General features: G+C 52.2%; 17 protein-coding genes. 6 read left to right on the top strand and 11 right to left on the bottom strand.

Annotation, left to right across the window (positions count from 1 at the left end; genetic code table 11):
* Positions 1–9 precede the first annotated feature (9 nt).
* The 11 genes from ACRQV7_RS04380 to ACRQV7_RS04330 form a co-directional block, all read right to left on the bottom strand.
* Positions 10–267 carry an HPr family phosphocarrier protein gene (locus ACRQV7_RS04380; RefSeq protein ID WP_275712981.1) on the bottom strand — a complete coding sequence of 86 codons (258 nt, stop codon included), beginning with the start codon at positions 265–267 and terminating at the stop codon, positions 10–12.
* A 116-nt stretch (positions 268–383) separates the two neighbouring features.
* A complete protein-coding gene (locus ACRQV7_RS04375) occupies positions 384–1,577 on the bottom strand; it encodes a DHHW family protein (protein WP_444659608.1) in 1,194 nt (397 codons plus the stop codon).
* A 92-nt stretch (positions 1,578–1,669) separates the two neighbouring features.
* Positions 1,670–2,974 carry an MBOAT family O-acyltransferase gene (locus ACRQV7_RS04370; RefSeq protein ID WP_329494215.1) on the bottom strand — a complete coding sequence of 435 codons (1,305 nt, stop codon included), beginning with the start codon at positions 2,972–2,974 and terminating at the stop codon, positions 1,670–1,672.
* Positions 2,975–3,320: 346 nt separating this feature from the next.
* Complete coding sequence (locus tag ACRQV7_RS04365; protein WP_444659607.1) at positions 3,321–6,035, bottom strand: Ig-like domain-containing protein; 2,715 nt, start codon at positions 6,033–6,035, stop codon at positions 3,321–3,323.
* A gap of 81 nt (positions 6,036–6,116) precedes the next feature.
* Positions 6,117–6,377 carry a hypothetical protein gene (locus tag ACRQV7_RS04360; RefSeq protein ID WP_444659606.1) on the bottom strand — a complete coding sequence of 87 codons (261 nt, stop codon included), beginning with the start codon at positions 6,375–6,377 and terminating at the stop codon, positions 6,117–6,119.
* 201 nt (positions 6,378–6,578) lie between these two features.
* The gene (locus ACRQV7_RS04355) at positions 6,579–7,832 is read right to left on the bottom strand and encodes a hypothetical protein (protein WP_444659605.1); all 1,254 of its coding nucleotides are present in this window, start codon (positions 7,830–7,832) and stop codon (positions 6,579–6,581) included.
* Between the two features lie 30 nt (positions 7,833–7,862).
* Positions 7,863–9,209 (bottom strand): hypothetical protein, encoded by a 1,347-nt coding sequence (locus tag ACRQV7_RS04350; protein ID WP_444659604.1) that lies wholly within the window; start codon positions 9,207–9,209, stop codon positions 7,863–7,865.
* Between the two features lie 92 nt (positions 9,210–9,301).
* The gene (locus ACRQV7_RS04345) at positions 9,302–10,657 is read right to left on the bottom strand and encodes a hypothetical protein (protein WP_444659603.1); all 1,356 of its coding nucleotides are present in this window, start codon (positions 10,655–10,657) and stop codon (positions 9,302–9,304) included.
* A 145-nt stretch (positions 10,658–10,802) separates the two neighbouring features.
* Positions 10,803–11,318, bottom strand: a complete 516-nt coding sequence (locus ACRQV7_RS04340; RefSeq protein WP_444659602.1) for a hypothetical protein — start codon at positions 11,316–11,318, stop codon at positions 10,803–10,805.
* Entirely contained in the window at positions 11,315–11,764 is a 450-nt protein-coding gene (locus tag ACRQV7_RS04335; protein WP_444659601.1) for a type IV pilus modification PilV family protein, read from the bottom strand. Before ACRQV7_RS04335 ends, ACRQV7_RS04340 begins: the two co-directional genes overlap by 4 nt.
* Positions 11,754–13,442, bottom strand: coding sequence for a hypothetical protein (locus ACRQV7_RS04330; protein ID WP_444659600.1), 1,689 nt, complete (start codon positions 13,440–13,442; stop codon positions 11,754–11,756). Before ACRQV7_RS04330 ends, ACRQV7_RS04335 begins: the two co-directional genes overlap by 11 nt.
* Positions 13,443–13,669: 227 nt before the next feature.
* Here ACRQV7_RS04330 and ACRQV7_RS04325 point away from each other — a divergent pair, with 227 nt between their 5' ends.
* From ACRQV7_RS04325 to ACRQV7_RS04300, 6 genes are all read left to right on the top strand, one after another.
* A complete protein-coding gene (locus tag ACRQV7_RS04325; protein ID WP_444659599.1) occupies positions 13,670–14,092 on the top strand; it encodes a prepilin-type N-terminal cleavage/methylation domain-containing protein in 423 nt (140 codons plus the stop codon).
* 165 nt (positions 14,093–14,257) lie between these two features.
* Entirely contained in the window at positions 14,258–15,850 is a 1,593-nt protein-coding gene (locus tag ACRQV7_RS04320; protein WP_444659598.1) for a hypothetical protein, read from the top strand.
* The gene (locus tag ACRQV7_RS04315) at positions 15,847–16,413 is read left to right on the top strand and encodes a hypothetical protein (RefSeq protein ID WP_444659597.1); all 567 of its coding nucleotides are present in this window, start codon (positions 15,847–15,849) and stop codon (positions 16,411–16,413) included. Before ACRQV7_RS04320 ends, ACRQV7_RS04315 begins: the two co-directional genes overlap by 4 nt.
* The gene (locus ACRQV7_RS04310; RefSeq protein WP_444659596.1) at positions 16,410–17,186 is read left to right on the top strand and encodes a prepilin peptidase; all 777 of its coding nucleotides are present in this window, start codon (positions 16,410–16,412) and stop codon (positions 17,184–17,186) included. The genes ACRQV7_RS04315 and ACRQV7_RS04310 overlap by 4 nt, the downstream gene beginning before the upstream one ends.
* A gap of 11 nt (positions 17,187–17,197) precedes the next feature.
* The gene (locus ACRQV7_RS04305) at positions 17,198–18,874 is read left to right on the top strand and encodes a GspE/PulE family protein (RefSeq protein WP_275713003.1); all 1,677 of its coding nucleotides are present in this window, start codon (positions 17,198–17,200) and stop codon (positions 18,872–18,874) included.
* An 11-nt stretch (positions 18,875–18,885) separates the two neighbouring features.
* On the top strand, positions 18,886–19,929 hold the full coding sequence (locus ACRQV7_RS04300) for a type IV pilus twitching motility protein PilT (protein WP_275713005.1): 1,044 nt from the start codon (positions 18,886–18,888) through the stop codon (positions 19,927–19,929).
* The last annotated feature ends 12 nt before the right edge of the window (positions 19,930–19,941 follow it).

The following is a 19,941-nucleotide window of genomic DNA, read 5'->3' as shown; positions in this document are numbered from 1 at the left end:
CCACCAGCCTTACAGATTTTGTTCACAAAATTCTTTGATTTTCAGGCAGTCCGCCTCCTCATTTTCACCCTCAACCGTAACGGTGATTTCATCGTCCTTCTTTACGCAAAGGCCCATAACGGCAAATAATTTCTTTGCGCTTACTTTCTTGGAATGAAACGTAATGCTGATGTCCGATGAACAGGAAGACGCCAATTTCACAAGGAGCCCCGCCGGTCTTGCATGAAGCCCCACCTCATCCTTTACAATATGCTGGAACGCCTGCACACTAACCAAACCTTTCTTAAAATTTATTTTTAATATTCCTAATAATCAGATTTTCTATTTTGTAAATATGACTAAAAATATTGTATCAATTTTTCGTGATTTGTCAATCACTGTTTTTACCGCGGGCTCAACTTATTCGCCACTAATACATCACAAAGCTGCTTAATACTGTAAACCGCAGCCGTATCAGTGATTGCATTTTGTTGAATATAGTCATAAATATCCTGATTGTAATATCTTGGATCGATAATATGGATTTCCTGAAAATTTGTCGCCAAAAAGGGCACCATGCTGTTCGCGTAAGAATCCTTGATGATCAGCAGCTTTCTGCCATTGCTTACCGCAGAGCTCTTTACGACGTCGACACTGTGGTTTCCGCCGAGAAATACGGAGTATTTATCTTTCTTCTCCAGGTATTCTTTCCAGTAAAGGCTGTCCCTTTGCTGCTTTCCGGTCTGCTGTGTCAACGGAGCCGTCTTTTTATATACCGGCAGATACAGCACGTCGGGCTCCTGTGTGGTCAAAATCGCTTTGGAATACAGTGTTCCCAGAAAGGAGTCCGAAACCGCTTCAAAATCAAAATCTTCCTGCGGAGTCGGCCGGATACCCATAGCCTTTGCAAGCGCCTCGTAGCCCTGATAGGCGCCGAAAGTGTTCCAATGGTGATCTGTCTTATAATAGTAATCGTTCCCTGTCCGGTCGCTCAGCGTATCAAAAAGATCGATCACCTTTGTATTCTCCCCCGCGCCGGCCTGAATGGCGTTGAATTCCTCACGCTGGTCGTGGCTTGGCGCGGAAAAAGGAAGCCTGTCCCGCTGCTCCTGCGCGCCGGAAGGCACGGGCATAAAATAGAACGGGAGGCCCGTTTTTTTCGCGAAGAGGCGGATTGCCGCTATATTGCGTGTAAAGGTATCGGTGCGGTCAGGCAAAAGCACTTCATAAAGATGGCCGTCTTTTCCGAAATACACGCCGCCTTCCGCAGGGGTCCGGCCGTAATTGGAACCGAGATCCCGCTTCCCCATCGTCAGCTGTATACGGGTATTGAGCGCAATCGACGCCTTGCGAAACATAAAATGGTCGCCGACGTAGCTCTCTATGGAATCCATAAAGGAACCGTTCGCAAGGGTGGCCAGCGTCGCTTTCGGGGCTGACTCCAGAACACGGTTTTCGTCCTCTGAAAAGTCCTGTTTCGGAGCAAAGATCAGGTACACGGCTCCGATCAGGATCGTCGTTAGCAGAACCACCGTGACGGCGGCGGCTTCCGGCTCGCATTTTTTCATATTTTCTTTTATATTCCGAAATAATTTCATGTTATCCCCTTAAAACACCGATGTGATTCTTATCACGATATCGCGGAAATCAGCTTTCTGTCCGGCTGACGGAACAGAAAATGGAATCCTCACTAAAAGCGGAAATACAGGAACGGATTGTAAGAATTATCGATCAAAAAGGTCATTGACATCACGAAAAGGCAGAGAAAGCCAAGGCTCCAGACAATTTTTCCCGGCGTTCCGCTTTTGCGAAGCCTTTCCGTCCAATCAGCGACCAATGTTGAGCTGCAGAGCGCCGCAATGATCAGCAAGGGCGCACAGGTAACCAAAGAATAGACGCCCAATTTGTCCGCGCCGGGTGCGAATCCAAACATCGCCCCAAGCACCCCAAAGGCTTTCCGAATGTCGAGATACGAAAAGAATACCCATCCGATCACCGCGGCTAAAAAGCTGTATAACCACTGAAAGAACGCCGGAATCCTGTCCAGCCATTTTTGAAGGAACAGCTTCTCACAGATGATCAGAACCGCGTAATAAGCGCCCCACATCGCAAAATTCCAGCTGGCGCCGTGCCAGATTCCGGTGAGCACCCAGACGATCGCAAGGTTACGGACATTTTTCATTGTGGAGCAGCGGTTGCCGCCGAGAGGAATGTAAACATATTCGCGGAACCAGGTCCCCAGTGTAATATGCCAGCGACGCCAAAATTCCGAAACGCTGCGGGAAATATACGGATACCGAAAATTTTCGGGAATCTGAAAGCCGAACATCCCGGCAAGGCCGATCGCCATATCCGAATAACCGGAAAAATCAAGATAAATCTGGAAAGTGAAAGCCAGCGCGCCGAGCCACGCGGTCAGCGTACTGGGATTTCCCAGATACTGCACTTTGTCGGCAAGCATCGCGAGGTTGTTTGCCAGCAGCACCTTTTTAAAGAGGCCGACCAGAAACCGCCTGCCGCCGGAGGTGAATTTTTCCAGCGTTTCCTGCCGGTTCTGCAGCTGCTCCGCCAAATCTTCATAACGCACGATCGGCCCGGCGACCAGATGCGGGAAAAAGGAAATATACGCGCCGAAATCAATGATATTGCGCTGCGCCGGCGCTTCCCCGCGATAAATATCAATGGAATAGGAAAGCGATTCAAACGTATAAAAGGAAATGCCGATCGGCAGCGCAACCGCGGGCAGCGGCACAGAAAAACCGGAAACCGAGTTAAAGGTTTCCACCAGCAGCCCGGAATATTTGAAAAAGCCAAGCAATCCTAAATTGACACAAATACTGATGATTAAAAAAACGCGGGCTTTTGCCTTTTCATCACGGTATTTGCTGATAAAATACCCGGCAATGTAATCGAAAACCGTAGTGAAGAGCATCAGGAAAACGTAGACAGGTTCCCCCCACGCGTAAAAAATCAGGCTGAAAAGAAACAAACACAAGTTTTTAAACTTGCGCGGTACAAGAAAATAAGTAATTAGAACCACCGGTAAGAAAACAAAAATAAAAAACAAGCTGCTGAATATCATTTTACCGTTCCCCTGCGTTTTTATAATATCTCTATTTTACGTTATCCCGCCTGTTTTTTCAAGTGACAGTAAGAAAACAATCCTTGTAAAGTATCGTATCATTGCGCCGCCAACATGCAGCCGGTACGCTTACTTTTTAAAAGAGCAGCACAAAGCGGCGGCCTGGGCTTTCGCCCAAACCGCCGCTACGCAAATACAACTATACTTATTTTGTTGAGATAGTAATAATTTGATTAAAAGAGTCTGTGCAATCGATTACTTAGCCAACAGTAGCAACAAAGGTCTTAACACCGTTTACATAGATGCCAGCTTTTGCGCCAACCGCGCCGACGGAAGTGATCTTGTACAGATAATCGTTACCATTCTTGGAAACGAACTCCGCCTTGAAAACGCCCGCGGTGCCGACAGCAAAGCTCGGTGTCGCAGCAGCAGTAACCTTAACAGTGTACGCGCCCTTAACGGTCAGGTCCTTGGTTGTGTCTGTTGTGAAAGCAGGAGCTTTTACAGTAGCAACAAGGAGTTTCGTGCCGTTGAGGTAGATACCCGTTGCAGCGCCAACGTTGCCGATCGCGGTAATCTTGTAGAAGTAGTCATTGCCGTTCTTGGAAGCAAGTTCTACCTTGAAGACACCGGCGGTACCGGTTGTGAAGGTCGGAACAGTTGCGGAAGTAATCTTGAACTGATAAGCGGAACCCTTCGCGACGGAGAAGTCATCATTTGTGTCGGAAACAGCAACCGGAACTGTAGTTGCAGTCAGGTCAACAGTAGCTTCATAGCCGTAATCGTCCAGCTCATAACCATCTTCGTCATACAGGGTAGCCGTTAAGGTCGCCTTGTTTTCAGAAGCGAAGTCCGCATCAGTCTTCAGGACTTTCACTGTCGCCGTATTACCATTGGTTGTTACATCAAAGATTTCATCGTTTCCGTCAAGATCCCACTCAACATAGGAGCCAGTCGGAAGAGCAGTGCCACCCGGATAAGCGGAGGCAGTAAAGGTCTCGGAATATCCTACAGCAATGCTGGAGGAAGTTTTGTTAACCTGAATGCCCGCGAAGCTGAGAGAAGCAATCTTAAAGGTATCAACATCCCCGCTTGTGGACTTTTCAAGGGTATAACCATAGGTTTCAAAATCGTCTTCCTCAACAGTATCTTCGTCAGCCTTAAAGACTGTCGTGCCATTTGCAAGAGCCGTATCGGAAAGTTTCAGGGTTGCGCCGGAAACACCGCCGGTTACATAAAGACTACCGGCTTTGATAGTAATAATGCCGTCACCTTCAATGGAATCAACCGTTACAGCACCATCAAAAGTAATTGAAGTATCATCAGAAACAGAAATCGTATCAACATCGACAGCACCTGTCACAGAAACTTTCGTATCCTCTTCCTGTGTAGCAATCGTACCATCTTCTGCATTTGCAGGAGCTTTAATCGTTCCAACAAATTCCTCGTCATCTTCGCCAAGGTTTAAAGTAACTGCATAATGATCGAAGTCAATGGAACCAACAGTTACATTTTCACCTTTGAGGGTAATAACTCCCTCATCGCTCGCGACGATACCATTAATTGAAACTTTTGCATCATCATCAAAAGCAGTTACAGTATCAGCAGTGATTTTTCCAGTGGAAACAGGAGTCTCTTCATCACTACCATTAACATTGACTTCGCCATCCGCATCGATTGCGCCTACAGTACCGCCCTCGATTGTAACATTATAAGCTTCGATATCCCCTACACTACCGCTCGTTACTTCAACTGCATTAACAGCAGCAGCAGCATCATCATCGATAGTAATATCGCCGACCTTAGCATCGTCAATTGCTATATTAGCCGAATCAACATCAATCTCAGATACGGAACCGCCTGTGATATCCAAATCACCAAGCTTACCACTAATCTTCTTAACGGAACCATCGCTGACGGTTACATCAGAGTTATCCGGGAATACGAGTTCACAGTTTGTAACGACAACATCGTCATCGTCGTAAAGAGGATCCTCAACATCAGTATCTGACGTCAAGACAGTTTTGCTGCCGTCTTTGTCAACCGTGAATGAAGTAGAACCCGGGAAAACCTTTGCAACATCAATCTTTTTCTCGATTTTCGTCTTTAAGGTGTACTTATCATCGGAATCGCCAGAAATGTCTCCATTATCCTTAATTGCTTTTGCTGTAATGACAACATTCGTAGTCCCCGCGTCTTTTGTAATGTCTCCATTACTGTCTCTTTTTCCTACTTCCGCAGTAAGAATTTGATCTGCCACTGTAATTTCAACATCGCTTGAACCACTCGTAACCTCAACAGCAAAATCAGCGTCGGTAGTTGCAGGCTCGTCATCGTCATTGATTAATGATGGTGTCCAGAGTTGATATGTGGCCTTTGCATCGGTTCCTGGTGCCGCTTTGTAAAGCGCAATCTGCTGAGTGGAAGTCTTAGTCTGTGCAAAAGTTTTCACTTCGTCAACGCCAGTACCGGCTTCCTTGGTGGCATAACCGGAATCGTAAACACCAAATACCGGCTCATCTTTGTCCAGTACATAGACTGTCAGGTCTTTTCTGGCCTTTACGGTGACTTCGTTATCGTCATCGTCATAGTAAGTGCCTTCATACAGAACGGAAAGAACTTCTTTACCGCTCTCGTCAACATCTTTCAACTCCAGTGTAGCTCTATCATCGTCGTCAAAACTCCATTTGACCAGCTTGTCACCGGAAGCATGAGAAATCGCAGTGATCTTTTCACCGTCAATATCCTGATGATCCTTCGTTTCAAGCTCTGCGTCCAACCAGGAATACAGATCTACTACCTCATCCTTATTCTTGTCGCCATTTACGAGGTAGATCTCATCATCATGGTTAGTACTACTAACCGTACCGCTTGCGCTCTTTTTTGCAGCGAAAGCGAAGTTTGCCGAAAAGCTGGTGACTACAAGTGCTAAAGCAAGCACAAGAGAGACAACTTTTCCTGTGATTTTTTTCATCCTTTTTGTCCTCCTTAAAATAGTTCGTTTTGCGTATTTGCGTGTGCTATGAGAATTTAACATACATGTTCGCCATGGGTGTTAAGATTTTCTCCCCTGACTCGCAGCAATTTTGCGGTACACTCTGCCAATGATGCGTTTGGCATAGCCGCAGCCGCAACTACCGCTCATATGTTTAATTGGATTATAAGATATTTGGTAATCAATGTCAAGTAGATAATGGACATATTTTTCAATAAAATTTGCACAATCCCTTAAGATTTTCCAGGATTCAAGCCATCTTTCCCCAAAACGATGGAAAACATTGGAACAACAGGAAAATGATGCACCGGAATTTTCCATTTTACTCCTTCCGCCGCGCCGGGCGGACCATGCGGATCGTGCTTGCCGACTCCTTCCGTCGCGCCGAGCGCGACACCTCCCTCACGGAGGGAGGCAGGAGTTAGGCCCCCTCCCGGAGGGGGCTGGCGGGCGATAGCCCGACTGGGGGAGTTCCGCGCCGGCTGGGTCGAACTCCTTCCGACGCGCCGGGCCGGGGGAGTATCAGTTAATATTCGCCGGTTTTCCGTCGCACAGGCACGAAGGCGCCCGATTGGGAGAAATCACCCGAATTCCGCAGGGAACGACAGCTTCCGGGCCCCGGCAGCAGGGGCATTTGATCGTCAGTCCGGGGGGAGACAGCTCGTAGCAGCAGCTCAGCCGGTTGCAGGAGCACCCGCTGCCCCGCATCCACGGGCAGCCGGTACAGTCCGTACAGTGACGGATGGCGGGCAGATCGAGGTATTCGCCTGCAATGGATTCCTTTTCCATAGGATTCCCGTGGGTCATTAAAATATGAGAGGCGCTGATTTCCCCGAAAATATGGCTCCACGCGCGGGAAACGCCGTGCTGGGGCGCTTTTAAGATGTAATAGCCGTCGTAAAGCCGGGGGGACACCGCGTCCATGCTTTCCGGTTCCGCCGCGCCGGTCATCAGGATGTCGTCGGTGCTGGCCTCGCTTTTGCGCCGGTTATGGAAGATCACGCCCGACGCGCGGCATTCAAACGCGTAAGCGGCCCGTGTGGTCGGGCGGCCGAGAATTTCCGCGATATCCTGCGCCGGGGGCAGCTCCCGCAGCTGAGGGGCGAGCTGTTCCATTTCGTCATACAGCTCCGCCATTTGGCCGATGCTTGCCTGTTCCATCGGCGAAACGCGGCAGCAGGCCGCGTACGCGGCGCAAAACCGCTCCTTCAGGCGCAGAAATTCCCGCGCCGCCGCGGGCAGGAACGGCGAGGACAGGCAGACGTTCATACTTTCCACCGCCGAAGAAAACAGGTCTGTAAACGGGAATGCCTGTGCGGCGGGCCACAGCACGTCATAGTCCACTTTGTCGAAGCAAAAACTCCGGTCCGCCTGTAAAGGGAAAATACGGTCCGCCCCCGTTTTCGCCGCGAGAACCGGCAAAAGCCTCAGCACGGCGGTGTTCAGGTCAAAAGTTCCTTCCTTCTGTTTTTGGAACACATGCGCAAACAGGGCAAATTCCAGCATCAGCGGCCTTCCCTTTTTATCGCAGGGAGAAACCGGCAGATAAATCCTGTGAAAATAGTTCGGATTGACCCGGAGAATCCGGTCCAGCGCCCGCAGCCCGTCGTCATGCCAGTGGGTCAGCAGAAAGCCGCGGGACGTCATGCCCGCGTACCGCTTCATCAGGCCGGAAACACCGCCGAAAGCCGTTTCCCCGCAGTCCGCCATCAAAATGTTTTTATCCGCCCCGCACAGCACGACGCATTCGCCGCGGTTCATTTGATGCAATTCCACACTCCGCATTTCCACACCCTCATTCAACGCCTAAATCCGTTTATATCCCGAATAATACCGGTCCTCACGGAATTCACCCGTAAAGACGATTTCCCCATCCTGATTGTATTCCGTGCCGTGCCCGTGGCGCAGGCCGTCTTTCCACTCCCCGGTGTAGATCAGCCGTCCCTGTGCGTCGAAAGCCGCCCCGCTGCCGGTGGGGATGTTGTCTTTCCACCGCCCTACGAAAATAGAACCGTCCCTGGAGCTGTAGGATACCCCTACCCCGTCGCGTTTGTTGGCTTTCCAGCCGCCCACATAACAGATTTTGCCGGACTTATAATAATACGCGCCGAAGCCGTCGCGCTTGTCGTTCAGGTAATTCCCCTCATAGGCGGTGTAGCCGTTGTGCATCTGGGTACGCCCCCGCCCCTGCCGTAGCCCGTCGATCACCTTGCCGAAATAGGTATAGCTTTCCTCCGCGCTGATGACGATGCGTTTCGTGCCGCGCTCCACGCGCAGGGAAAGATCATCGCTGACCTGCGGCCCCCCGTTCAGCCCTTTCCCGGCGACCGTATAGCGGGCCGGCGGCGCTGGCGGCGTCGGCTTTTCCGTGCTGTAGAGTTCATGGTCGGCGGCATAATCCGGTTCAGCCGGGACCGACGCAGCCGGAAGCGGCACAGCCGCAGCCCCCGCCGCCGGTTTTTCCGGCGCGGGGCGGTCGTTTTCAATATAGACAAAAGGAACCGGTTCTTCTTTCTTATCCTGATCGGGGCCGGGCCATTCGGGAATCACGCTTTCTTTTCCCGCGCTCAGGTCCTTCATCACCGCCATGCGGCGTTCCGTTTCCTTTAACGGGCAGTAGAAAAAGCCTCCCCCGTCCGTTTCCGCGTAAATTTCCGGCTCGCCCGCGATGGCGTTCACCAGGCTCTGCCGGGCGGTCGCGCCGCAGCTTTCGCTTGGGAAAAGCTCCGCGCGCGCGTACCTTCCCGTTTCCGGAACGAGGCGAAGCAAAACGAGTCCGTTTCCCCCGTTCGGCTTTAAAACCGCCTCCGGGCGAGCCGTATTTCCCAAGTAATAGGCGGTCTGCAGCCAGGCGTGGTCCCTGCCGAACCGGGCTTTGCCGACGGTTTCCCCCGCGCCGTTGCGCGTCAATATGTAATAACCGTATTTCTGGCGGTACGCCCTCTGGAGAACCGTCTTTCCGCTTGTCATCCTCCACGAAAACTTTCCGGGGCCGATTTTATAGCGGACGGCGAACTCCCTTCCGGCCAAACAGCCGCCGGTTTTGCCCGATTTGCTCTTGTGGGTCGTCAGATAGCCGCGCCGCACTTCCGTAAGAACCGCACTGTTTTGGGCACTGCCGTCATACCGTCTGTAACAGACCGTATAAAACATCCGAAAGCCTCCCCCTCATGCAGTTGTTTCTATTATATATGATAATGCACGGCGCATGCAATAGGTACCGGGCAATTGGCCACGGTTGTTTTTCACTCTCCGCCGCCGGCATATTTCAGCTCGTAAAGATTGCGGAAATAGCCGGTACCGGGCATGGCCCAGTCATAAAAAGTGATTCTTTTCAGGTCGCTGGTTCCCCCGCTCTGAACGATGAGTTCGTCCGAGCATTCGGAGGTGCAGGCGCTGGTCGTCATAGGGGTAAAGAGCTTGACCTGAACACCCCATTTTTTCTTTGTCTTCGCGTCAAGGGCAAATTCATGCTCCAAAAATTTGCAGGGATAAAACAGGGAAAAGCAGTAGTTGCAGGAAATATTTTCAATAAACGGCGTAATAAAGCGGTATTCATAAGAAATATTCACGGCTTCCCCCGCCACACCCGGATAAAGACGGAACCGAAAATCCACTTCGGTACCGGTGGTCCCGCCGATATAGTCGTGCGCCTGCCTGACGGTCAAAAGCTGCTCCGCGCCCGTATAACGCGCGTTTTCATGCAGATTGAGATATTTCACGATCGGAATATGGTTCACGGTACAGGTAAACTTTTGAAAGGTACTTCGGATCATTGCTTCCTCGGGCATATCCACATAATGATTGAGCGACTGGCGCAGGACGACCTCCTGCGGCCTGAGCGTCTGAAGCACGATCTGCTGGCGCCCTTTGATCGTGCGCACCATTTGCGCGGCGTCCTCAGAGATGGAAATCACTTCCGTACGGTGAACATAATTGTAAAACGGTTCGCCCGCCTGATTCTGCACAAACCGGTCAACAAGGTCCACCACGGACCTTCCGTCTACGACGGTATTGATCTGGCGGCGGATATTCGCCGCGTACACCACATTTAAAAGCTGCCTGAGCTTCGCGTCATCGAAGGTGTCTCGGTTAATGACATCGCATATTTTCTGATAAAGGATGTCGGACTGCACCGGGCACCGGGAGACCATGCAGCCGGAAAAATCCATTTCCGAGTTGGCGTAGGCCTCTTCATAACAGCAGCGGATAAACCGGGGGATTTCAGCCGTGCACAGCTTTTTCGCGGCATCGTCGTCCACCGGCTCGGCTCCGGCCAGGGCTGACGCCGCGTTTTCCAGCTTTTCTGAAATCAGATAGCTGTCGCAGATCATCCGCGCATACGCCGAAAAGCGCCTGACGGTGCTGCCGGAGGTCGCGAACGACTGTACCACCCCCTGAGCAAAACCGGCGCCGATGACATCGGGGTGCATTGCGGACGGCATCTTGTTCAGCTTTGCGTGCCTCAGCTTGGAAACGGTGGATTCCGAAACGTGGAAAATACGCGCCAGACGCTTATACTTTATTCCAAGCGGTTCCCCTGAAAGAGATGTAAGAAAATCATTAAACAGCAATGCCTTTTTCATGCTTTTCGCATTCATATTTCTGCTCCCAACCTACGATGATGCTATGAATTTCCTTTAAAATCATCATTTTTTGGTATTATTTACCATATTATAGCATATTCACCCCGGCAGGGAAATAGAAATTCTTTACTCATTTACCGAAATTGCGAAATTTCCGGAATCAATCCGAAGACGTAGGAGCGGTGAGATCCATAAAAAGGCATTCCTCCCTGTTTCCGGTCAGGTCGGTCGCATCGCCGCCGGTACAATTATTCAGTACCGTTCCGCCCGCCAGCCGATAGGTCCCGTCCTTCGATATAATCGTATAGGAAAGAAGAGTCCCCTCCACCTGAAATTCCACCCGCCCGATGCCGTCAATGGAGGCGAGCTCCTCCGGAGACGCGCCGTCAGCCGGTTGCTTCGTGACGCGCAGCACATTGCCGGAAAGCGTAAACACAACGCCCGCATCCGAGCCCTTTGACGAAGAAATCTGAAAAGCGGTGGACGCGTACCGCTGGATGTAGGTTTCCGCAAGAGCCGCCTTCTGCTGGTTGGCGGCGCTTACCGTACCGCTTTTAAAAAAATCGCCGCCGAGGAACAGCACGGCGCACGCGGCCGCGATCACGATCGCCGTAAAGGCCACCGCGATAATCAACTCCACCAGCGTCATGCCCTTTTTACCGCGCAATTTCCTCATGACGCGCCGCCGTCCTTTGCTGAAAACGCGGTCATCTGCACGCATTTTCGGCCGCTGCCGTCCGTAAAATAGACGGCGGCCTTGATCCGATAGCCCTCAATGCCGTCCGCGTCCTTTTCCACGGAAACAAAGGTGAACTGCTGATCGTTTGGGGAAGACGGGTCCGGGAAATCCGCGTTTTCCACATATTTCGCCCCGAGGACCCCGGCGGTTTTCAGCGAATCCGCGTCCGCGCCGTGCAGCTCCGTAATAAGCGCGTCCGCGATTTCCTGCGCCTGGGCCGCCGCGCCGCTTTCCGTGCTTTTGGAAAGGACCGTCCGCTGGGAAAAGCCGATCGTCGAAAGCACCGCCGTAACGACCAGCGCCAGGATCACGACCGCGGCGAGGACCTCCACCATGGTCGTGCCTTTCCTGCTCCTGAAATTTAAAAACATCCTATTCCCCATCGGTATAAACACCTCCGGTAATCTCCGTTCCTCCGCCGCCGCCCGAACCGCCGGACGGGTCGTCTATAGGTTCGGTATCGTTGAAAAAGTCCTTCGCGTCGTCGCTGAACAGATTCAGCTGCCGTACTTCATACCACCCGGCTTTGATCTGATATTTGCGGACAATTCCATTTTGATCCTTGTATTCAACCTGTAGGGTGTTCGGAATACGCAGCCGCACAGCGTCGCCGGGGTCCTGCGCTTCCAAAATGAACCGGGCGGCGCTTCCGGAATGCGTGATTTTCGGCTGGCTGTCCCCGCCGCCTGCTTCCGTATCGCTGTGTCTGACATTGAGCGTAATGCTGTCAGATTGAAAGGCCACTGTTTTATATTCCGGAATTTCAAAATTCGTACCGGCGTTGACATAGAGAAGATTGATTTCTTTTGCATAATAAATATTGGAAATATTCAGATAGTATTCATCACTGTTTTGGTTATTATTTCCCAAGAGAGCGTTTCCCCATTTGCCGACATCATTCAGATACCAATAAACAATTTGTTCGTCATCATTATAATGGTTGGAATTTGGGTTCGCACGATATAATTCTCCCGGATTAATATTGGTATCTTCTATCTGCTTTTTATAAGAAACAAACGGCGGTACAAATCCGACCCCACTGTTATAACGATTTTTTAACAGGCCGGTGATAATTCCCTGACCGCACCAGTTGGAGCCCCGGTTGTTGTCCCAGCTGTCCCCTGTAATCATGTTCTCTTCGTTGCCGACAATAAAATCCACGTCATCCTGATTGATGCCGTCCGGAAGTGTACCGTCTTCTATTTCTTCCAAATCACCGGGTTTTAGATCATAAAGGTTGATATTATTCTTAAAGGAATAATATCTTCCTCCTTCAGCAATAAAATCTCCATCTTTCTTTACATCTTCTCCAAAATAAATAATCCCCTGATTTTTATCTGAGTAAGTTTTCAGGTTTAACGGCCGATAAGGGCCCTGCGATTCTTTATAACAATCGATACCTCCCGCAATATAAATAAAATCGGATTTTAGCGTCACTTGATTTCCATCATAAATAGTAATGGAAATCCCGTTATTTTGTCCCAAAAGATATATCTGTGGCGCGGTAAGCACATTATTTCCGGAGGTCTGCCGGGGCAGATGAGAAACCACCGGGTAGACAGACGTGGAATTTGGCGAAAACGTCGGATTATAGGGATAAAAGACTTCATTGCCTGCATATCCGTTGCTGGCCACAAGAAAATCATGGGCAACAGAACCGCTTCCCCCGCTCCCCTCATCCTCCTCCGTCGTAAACTGGTAGCCCAGCTTCCTGACGCGGTCGGAAGAACGGTACTTTGCGCTGGCCGTAATCAATTTATCTGTGTTGTCGTAAGAAGCGATCGCGTTGGATTCCCCGGCGGGACCGATTTCAAAGCCCGGACCTTCGGCGGTCTTTAAAACGGTGAAGTCGCCGGTATCGGGATTCCGCAGCACATACGCGCGGCCGTATTCTATAGCGGATTTTGCGTCGAGGTAGGCCTGACGGCCTTCCAGGCTGTCCGTGGCGGAATCCAGGTTGAATTTGGCGCTGAAAACCAGAGCGGACGCCAAAATCATCAGAGCCGCCGAAACCACGATGACATATGCCAGGGCAGCGCCCCGTTTGGAACCTGTTTTCATCCGCCCGCACCTCACTTTCAGAATCATTTTGATTATAGCCTGATTGCGGGAAGAGCGCAAGAATTTTCAGCGAATGGCGAATTTTGATAATTTAGGGAGAAAATCCCTTTATAAAAAACATTTTTTTGTAAATTCACGGAGTTTATTGACAGAAAAAACAATCGGTTTTATAATCGAACTTAAGAAAACAGGAATCGAAAATTAAACAAAAAAGAGGTAGGACGAATATGGTAAAAACCCTGAGAAAAACAAATAAAAAAGGCTTTACCCTTGTAGAGCTCGTCATTGTCATCGCCATCCTCGCCATTTTAGCGGCCGTCGCCATTCCGACTGTCAGCAACGTCATTTCAACTGCGAACAAAAACGTTGATGCGGCTAACGCACAGACCGTGGAGTTGGCGCTCAAATCCGCTCAGGCGGAAGCAACTGCCGGTACATGGGAAGGTGCGCCAACCGGAGATGACTTAACCGTCGGAAAGGCTTTAAAGTTCGAAGGGATTTCCGCACTCCCCGAAATAAAAGCCGGTGGCGCCTATCGTTCCAAAGACGGTAAAATAACTATTTCATCAAATACTTCGAGCGGCGTGAAATTCACCGAATCCTCCACACTGTCATCTGTTTTAAATAACAGTACTGATGGAACAGATTAAAATGGGGAATATTAATTTCCTTTTTAACTTAACTTATGGATTGTACGTTGCAAGCCCCGGGAAACCGGGGCTTGTTCCATACAGATGAAAAATGGATTGTCGCAAATAACAGGATATTGTATAATAGTATCGAAATTGAAACAGTAAAGTGTGGTGTCAGCCGCTTTGAACGTGATTCTGCTGCAAACGACCCGCAGGGCGCTTTACCTGACGTGGGTAAAATATACGCGAAAACCGGTTTTCGGGCTGCCGCAGTGCTTTGAGCTGCCCGAAAGCATGCGCGACGGAAAGACCTGCGACGATCTCCCCGCTTTTGCGAAATATGTGCGGGAGTGCGTGAATTCCGCGAACATGGGAACCAATAAGATCGTTTTCTGCCTGGAAGACGATCCCGTCGTCAGCAAAGAGTACCAGCACCTTCCGTGCAAAAAGAAAGACCTGCTTTCCCTGGCCGGGCTGGAAGCCGAAACCGTGCTTCAGGACGGCGTGGACGGCTATATGATCCAGAACTACGAATATAACCGTGTGAACCCGCTCACCGGGAAGCTGACAAGCTCCCTTTTCGCGGTAAAAACCAGGCTGCTCGGGGACATCCGGAAAGCCTTTTCCAGATACGGCCTTCGCGTCGTCAAGATCGTCCCGCCCATCAGCGGATTATTGCACGCGGGCAAATCGATTCCGGCTGAACGGGATCAGACGATCGCCCTGCTCGATTTTGACTATACAAAAACACGCCTTGTCCTTTTTCAGAACGGGATGCCCGTCTTTCAGAGAACCTTTGAAACGGTCTTCGACGAAATTGCCGAAATCATCATGCGAAACCGCTCGGTGTCCTTTGCCGACGCGGTCAGAAGCGTGACCGCCTACGGATTCGCCGTGGAAAACGACGAAACGGCGGCGCGGCAGATTTCCGATTTGCTGGACGCCTGCGTCAGCGAGGCCGTCCGCAATATCCGCATGGTCCTTTCCAGCGAGCGTCTGGAACTGAACCGGCTGATTCTGTGCGGGGGCTTTTCCATCGTACCTAAATTCGATGAATTCTGCGCCAGGCTGGAACTGGATATTCCAATTGAAAATATCGCTTCCTTTTCCGTTCCCCTGCCCGCCGTCAACGCAGCCGCCAAAAGGGCCGGGTTCCAGCCCGCCGCCTTCTTCACCGCCGCGGGGATTCTGGCCGCCAAAAAGGCCGAGGATATCGATTTTCTGCTTCTGGTAAAATCCATATCGGGCACGCGCGCGGCAAACGTGGCCGTGCTTTCCGTCATCACCCTGCTCGCAATCGGGGTTATGGCGCTGGAGCCGATCGTTTACCTGTCCGCGCTGAAACAGCAGGCACAGGACAAGCGCGCCCTGAACGATTTGAAATACACGGAGGTAAAAGCCCTTTTACAGGAACAGAGCGAGCTGGAACAGCAGCTTTCCAAACGGAAAAGCGACCAAAAGCTGCTTCCCTCCGGCAAAAGCGACGCGAAAGAAATCACAGGCCAACTGGTCAGCCAGATCACCTCAAAAGCAAAATCGGTGGACGGCTGTGAGCTGGACAATATGACCGGCGCCGTCTCCCTTACCTTTACGACCGCAAATTACAGCGACTATCTGGCCGTCAAGCGTCAGGTGGAGTCCAACGGCTATTTTGCAATTGCCGTGCCGTTCCGGGCCGAAGTCGGTTCCGACGGCCTGTGCGCCTGCAGCGTTTCCCTCAGCGTAAAGGACTTCATCCCTTTGGCATCGGGCGGTAAGGACGGTGGACAGCCATGAAAAGTGTAAAAGTATCCGGCGTCCTGCTCTATCTGTTCGGTTTTTCCCTGGTGCTTTTGCTTTATGTAAACTATATCTTTCTCCCCCTGAACCAGAAGGTTTCCGATCTGAACGGAGAGCACCTCGGCAATCTGGAACAGCTGCAGACCTATGAACTGCAGTCGGCCCGGCTCAGCGGCCTGCAGCAGAAGATAGACGGCCTGAAAACACAGCTGAACGAAGAGAAAGCCGATACGGCCGTAACGGGAAAAAACGTGGCCGAGGATATCGGAAAAATCGTCGGCTCCTCCGGAGTCACGCTGAAAAGCGTCAATGTCGGCCCGGAACAGGCCGAAAAGGGCAAAACCGCCGCAAGCGGAAAACAGCTTTACACGGCGTCCGTCGAACTGAACGTCCTGTGCACCCAAACGCAGCTGCCCGCACTGGTCGGTTATTTTGAAAGCGAGTCCGAAGGGGTCTATTTCGTCAACCGCGTAAAATACGAGGGGCCGGACGATGCCGGAAAAGTGGACGCGGTGCTCACCATGACCCTGTATTATTTTTCCAGGGGCGCCAAACAATGATCTCATTGAACGGGGCGGAAGCCGGGCGCGTTTACGACGCCGTTGTGTGTCTGTTCTGCATCCCTGCCGCGGCGGTGCTGGCAAACCTCTGCGTAGGGCTGTTCAACGCGCTGCCCGCGAGATGGTTCTGCGACTACGACGAGCAGCCGGGGGAGGACCTTTCCCGCAAAAGGCTCTTTTTCAAGCCGCACGGCATCTGGATGACGGTCTCCCTTTTCCTGTCGTTCATCCTGATTTATTTACAATATAAAGGCGATCTTTTTTTCTTTTTCGCCTTCTGCGCCGCGGCTGTCGTCCTCCCGATGGTTGCGGCGGCGGACAGTAAATATTTTATTATTCCCGATCAGTTTACGCTGGCGCTGTCTGTGATCTTTGCCGCCGTGTCCGGCTACGATCTTCTGAGCGGGACCCGCCTGTTCCACACGGGCTGGCTTTCCCCGCTTTACGGCGCGGCCGCCGGGCTGATCCTGATGCTTCTGTTTGCCGTCGCGGGCAAAATCGCCTATAGAAAAGAGGCGATGGGCTTCGGCGACGTCAAGCTTTTCGCCGCCGCGGGAATACTGACAGGGTTCCCTTCTTTCTTCCTCGTATTTTTTATGGCCGTTTTCCTTGCGTTTTTCTACATTCTTTCTTTGCTGCTGCGCCGGCGGCCGATACGGAACCTTTATCTTCCGCTCGGGCCGTATCTGTGCCTCAGCCTGCTTTTGTTTCTGGCGTTTCACCGCCAGATTGAGTCCTTCGCAGTCTGGTACATGTCTTTGCTGAATATGTAAAGGAGCCTATCATGAAAATTACGAATTTGAAGCTCGGACAGATTTTGATCAATTCCGGGGTGCTCACCGAAGAACAGCTCCAGCAGGCTTTGGAGCGGCAAAAGGGCACCAATGTGCGCTTAGGAAGGATTCTGATCGACAACCGCTTCCTGACGGAAATGCAGATCATCCGTTCGCTGGAAAAGCAGCTCTCCATTCCCTACCTCGACCTTTCCTCCGTCAGCGTGGACCCTTCCCTTTCGTCGCTGGTGCCGGAGGAGCTGGCGCGCTCCAATCTGATTGTCCCCATCAGCCGCTCGGGCAGCATTCTGACCGTGGCGGTCGCGGACCCGCTGGATTACAACGGGATCAACGATATCGGAATCTACACCAAATTAAAGATGAATCCCGTCATTGCGGAACGCGAGAAGCTGGAAACGAAAATCCGCGAGCTGTACACCACTCAGAAAGCGTTTGCCGCCGCGCGGGAGCTTTCCACCGCCCAGCCGGACATCCCGCTGGACCAGCTCGAGGGACAGACCGGGACGGACCAGCCGATCATCCGCTTTGTCAACAATATGATCGAGCAGGCGGTCCTGCTCAAGGCGAGCGACATCCACATCGAGCCGGAGGAAAAGTCCATGCGCATCCGCTTCCGGGTGGACGGGCGGCTCAGCCTTTATATGGAAACCAGCGCCGAGCTGATTCCCTCGGTGGTTTCCCGCATCAAGTTCATCGGCGGCATGAACATCGCCGAAAAGCGCATTCCGCAGGACGGCCGTATCAATTACCGGATCGGCGGCAAGGATATTGACATGAGAATTTCCGTCCTGCCCTGTGTATTCGGCGAAAAAGTGGTCATCCGTATCACGACCGCGCTCAGCTTCTCCCTTGTGAAGGAGGAGATCGGCTTTCTGCCGGAGAATCTTGAAAAATTCAACTCCCTGCTGAAAAACAATCACGGCATCCTCCTGCTGACCGGACCGACCGGAAGCGGGAAATCCACCACCCTTTACACCGCGCTGAAAGAAATCATGCGCGAGGATATCAACATTGTCACCGTCGAAAATCCCGTGGAAATGATTATCCCGAACATCACGCAGGTGGACATCAACGCAAAGGCGGGCCTGACCTTTTCCGCGGTGCTGCGCTCGATTCTGCGCCAGGACCCCGACGTCGTCATGATCGGCGAAATCCGCGACACGGAGACCGCGGAAATCGCCAGCAGCGTCGCCATCACCGGGCATCTGGTTCTCTCCACGCTGCACACCTACGACGCCCCGAGCTCCATTATCCGCCTGATCGACATGGGCGTGGAGCCCTACATGGTGTCCTCCTCCGTACTGGGCGTCATCGCGCAGCGGCTGGTGCGCACCCTCTGCCCCCACTGCAAAGAGGAATATCTTGCGGAGGAAAACGAGCTGGAGCTTTTAGGGCTGCCCAAGGATACCCGGCTGAAGCTGTACCGGGCAAAGGGCTGCAGCTACTGCAGCGGAAAGGGCTACCGGGGCAGGACCGCCATTCATGAAATCATGCCGGTTTCCACCGGAATCAAAGCCTGCATCAACAATGGAAAAAGCACGGACCAGATCCGGGAGACCGCCGTTCAGGAGGGCATGATCACGCTCGACGAAAATATCAGGAGAATCGTAATAGAGGGAAAAACCTCCGTACAGGAAATGCTGGAAGTTTACTCCCTGCAAATGTGAGGCTTGCAAGTATGGATTTTTTACAAATCGTTTCGGGCGGCGTTGCAAGACACGCCTCTGACATCCACCTGTCCGCCAATAACCGTCCCGCTTACCGCATCAACGGCAGAATGCATTTTCTCGACGTTCCCGCGCTGACGCCGGAAGAGGCGGACGGGATGATCCGCCAGTGCCTTTCCCATGAAAAATACGAAGAATTCCGGAAAACCGGCGACATGGACGCCTCCGCGGAAATCGGCGGGTGCGGGCGGTTCCGTATCAACGCGTTCCGTCAGACCCGCGGCGAAACGCTGGTCATGCGCATTATCAGCGCCGCGACTCCGGAAATTTCCGAGCTGCGCCTTCCGGCCTCCATCAGCCGGGTTCTGGAGCTGCAGGACGGCCTTGTGCTGGTGACCGGCCCGACCGGAAGCGGGAAATCGACCACGCTGGCGGCCATCATCAACGAATTCAACAAAAACCGGCACTGCCACATTATTACGATCGAGGACCCGATCGAATATCTGCACACCCCGAAAAACAGCATCATCAACCAGAGGGAGATCGGCGCGGACAGCGTTTCGTACGCGCGGGCGCTGAAAGCCGCCCTGCGCGAGGACCCGGACATCATTCTGGTCGGCGAGATGCGCGACCTTGAATCGATTTCGATTGCCGTGACCGCGGCGGAAACCGGGCATCTGGTGCTCTCCACGCTGCACACGATCGGGGCCGCCAAAACCATCGACCGTCTGATCGACGTGTTTCCTCCCCAGCAGCAGCAGCAAATCCGCACACAGCTTTCCCTGGTGCTGAAAAGCGTCATTTCCCAGCGCCTGCTGCCCACCGCCGACGGCAGGGGCCGCGTCGGAGCCTTTGAAATGATGTTCATCAACTCCGCGATCAGCAACCTGATCCGCGAGGGCAGAACGGCCAATATCTCCCAGTCCATCCAGACCGGGATCAGCCAGGGAATGATTCCGCTGGAACGCAGCGTCGACGACCTGCTGCGGCGGGGAATCATCACGGGCGGCACCGCCGGGGAATTCGGCTTTGACGCCGTCACGAGAAATTCATGACGTAAGAGGGGA

Origin of the sequence: Caproiciproducens lactatisolvens (genome assembly GCF_052443335.1) — a bacterium.
In the GTDB taxonomy this organism is placed as follows: Bacteria; Bacillota; Clostridia; order Oscillospirales; family Acutalibacteraceae; genus Caproiciproducens.
This window is presented reverse-complemented; position numbering and strand designations above follow the sequence as displayed.

Coding starts and splice junctions, on each gene's coding strand:
- ACRQV7_RS04375 (WP_444659608.1), bottom strand. CDS start 1,577: ATGAAATTATTTCGGAATATAAAAGAAAATATGAAAAAATGCGAGCCG.
- ACRQV7_RS04365 (WP_444659607.1), bottom strand. CDS start 6,035: ATGAAAAAAATCACAGGAAAAGTTGTCTCTCTTGTGCTTGCTTTAGCA.
- ACRQV7_RS04360 (WP_444659606.1), bottom strand. CDS start 6,377: ATGGAAAATTCCGGTGCATCATTTTCCTGTTGTTCCAATGTTTTCCAT.
- ACRQV7_RS04350 (WP_444659604.1), bottom strand. CDS start 9,209: ATGTTTTATACGGTCTGTTACAGACGGTATGACGGCAGTGCCCAAAAC.
- ACRQV7_RS04345 (WP_444659603.1), bottom strand. CDS start 10,657: ATGAATGCGAAAAGCATGAAAAAGGCATTGCTGTTTAATGATTTTCTT.
- ACRQV7_RS04340 (WP_444659602.1), bottom strand. CDS start 11,318: ATGAGGAAATTGCGCGGTAAAAAGGGCATGACGCTGGTGGAGTTGATT.
- ACRQV7_RS04335 (WP_444659601.1), bottom strand. CDS start 11,764: ATGGGGAATAGGATGTTTTTAAATTTCAGGAGCAGGAAAGGCACGACC.
- ACRQV7_RS04330 (WP_444659600.1), bottom strand. CDS start 13,442: ATGAAAACAGGTTCCAAACGGGGCGCTGCCCTGGCATATGTCATCGTG.
- ACRQV7_RS04325 (WP_444659599.1), top strand. CDS start 13,670: ATGGTAAAAACCCTGAGAAAAACAAATAAAAAAGGCTTTACCCTTGTA.
- ACRQV7_RS04315 (WP_444659597.1), top strand. CDS start 15,847: ATGAAAAGTGTAAAAGTATCCGGCGTCCTGCTCTATCTGTTCGGTTTT.
- ACRQV7_RS04310 (WP_444659596.1), top strand. CDS start 16,410: ATGATCTCATTGAACGGGGCGGAAGCCGGGCGCGTTTACGACGCCGTT.
- ACRQV7_RS04305 (WP_275713003.1), top strand. CDS start 17,198: ATGAAAATTACGAATTTGAAGCTCGGACAGATTTTGATCAATTCCGGG.
- ACRQV7_RS04300 (WP_275713005.1), top strand. CDS start 18,886: ATGGATTTTTTACAAATCGTTTCGGGCGGCGTTGCAAGACACGCCTCT.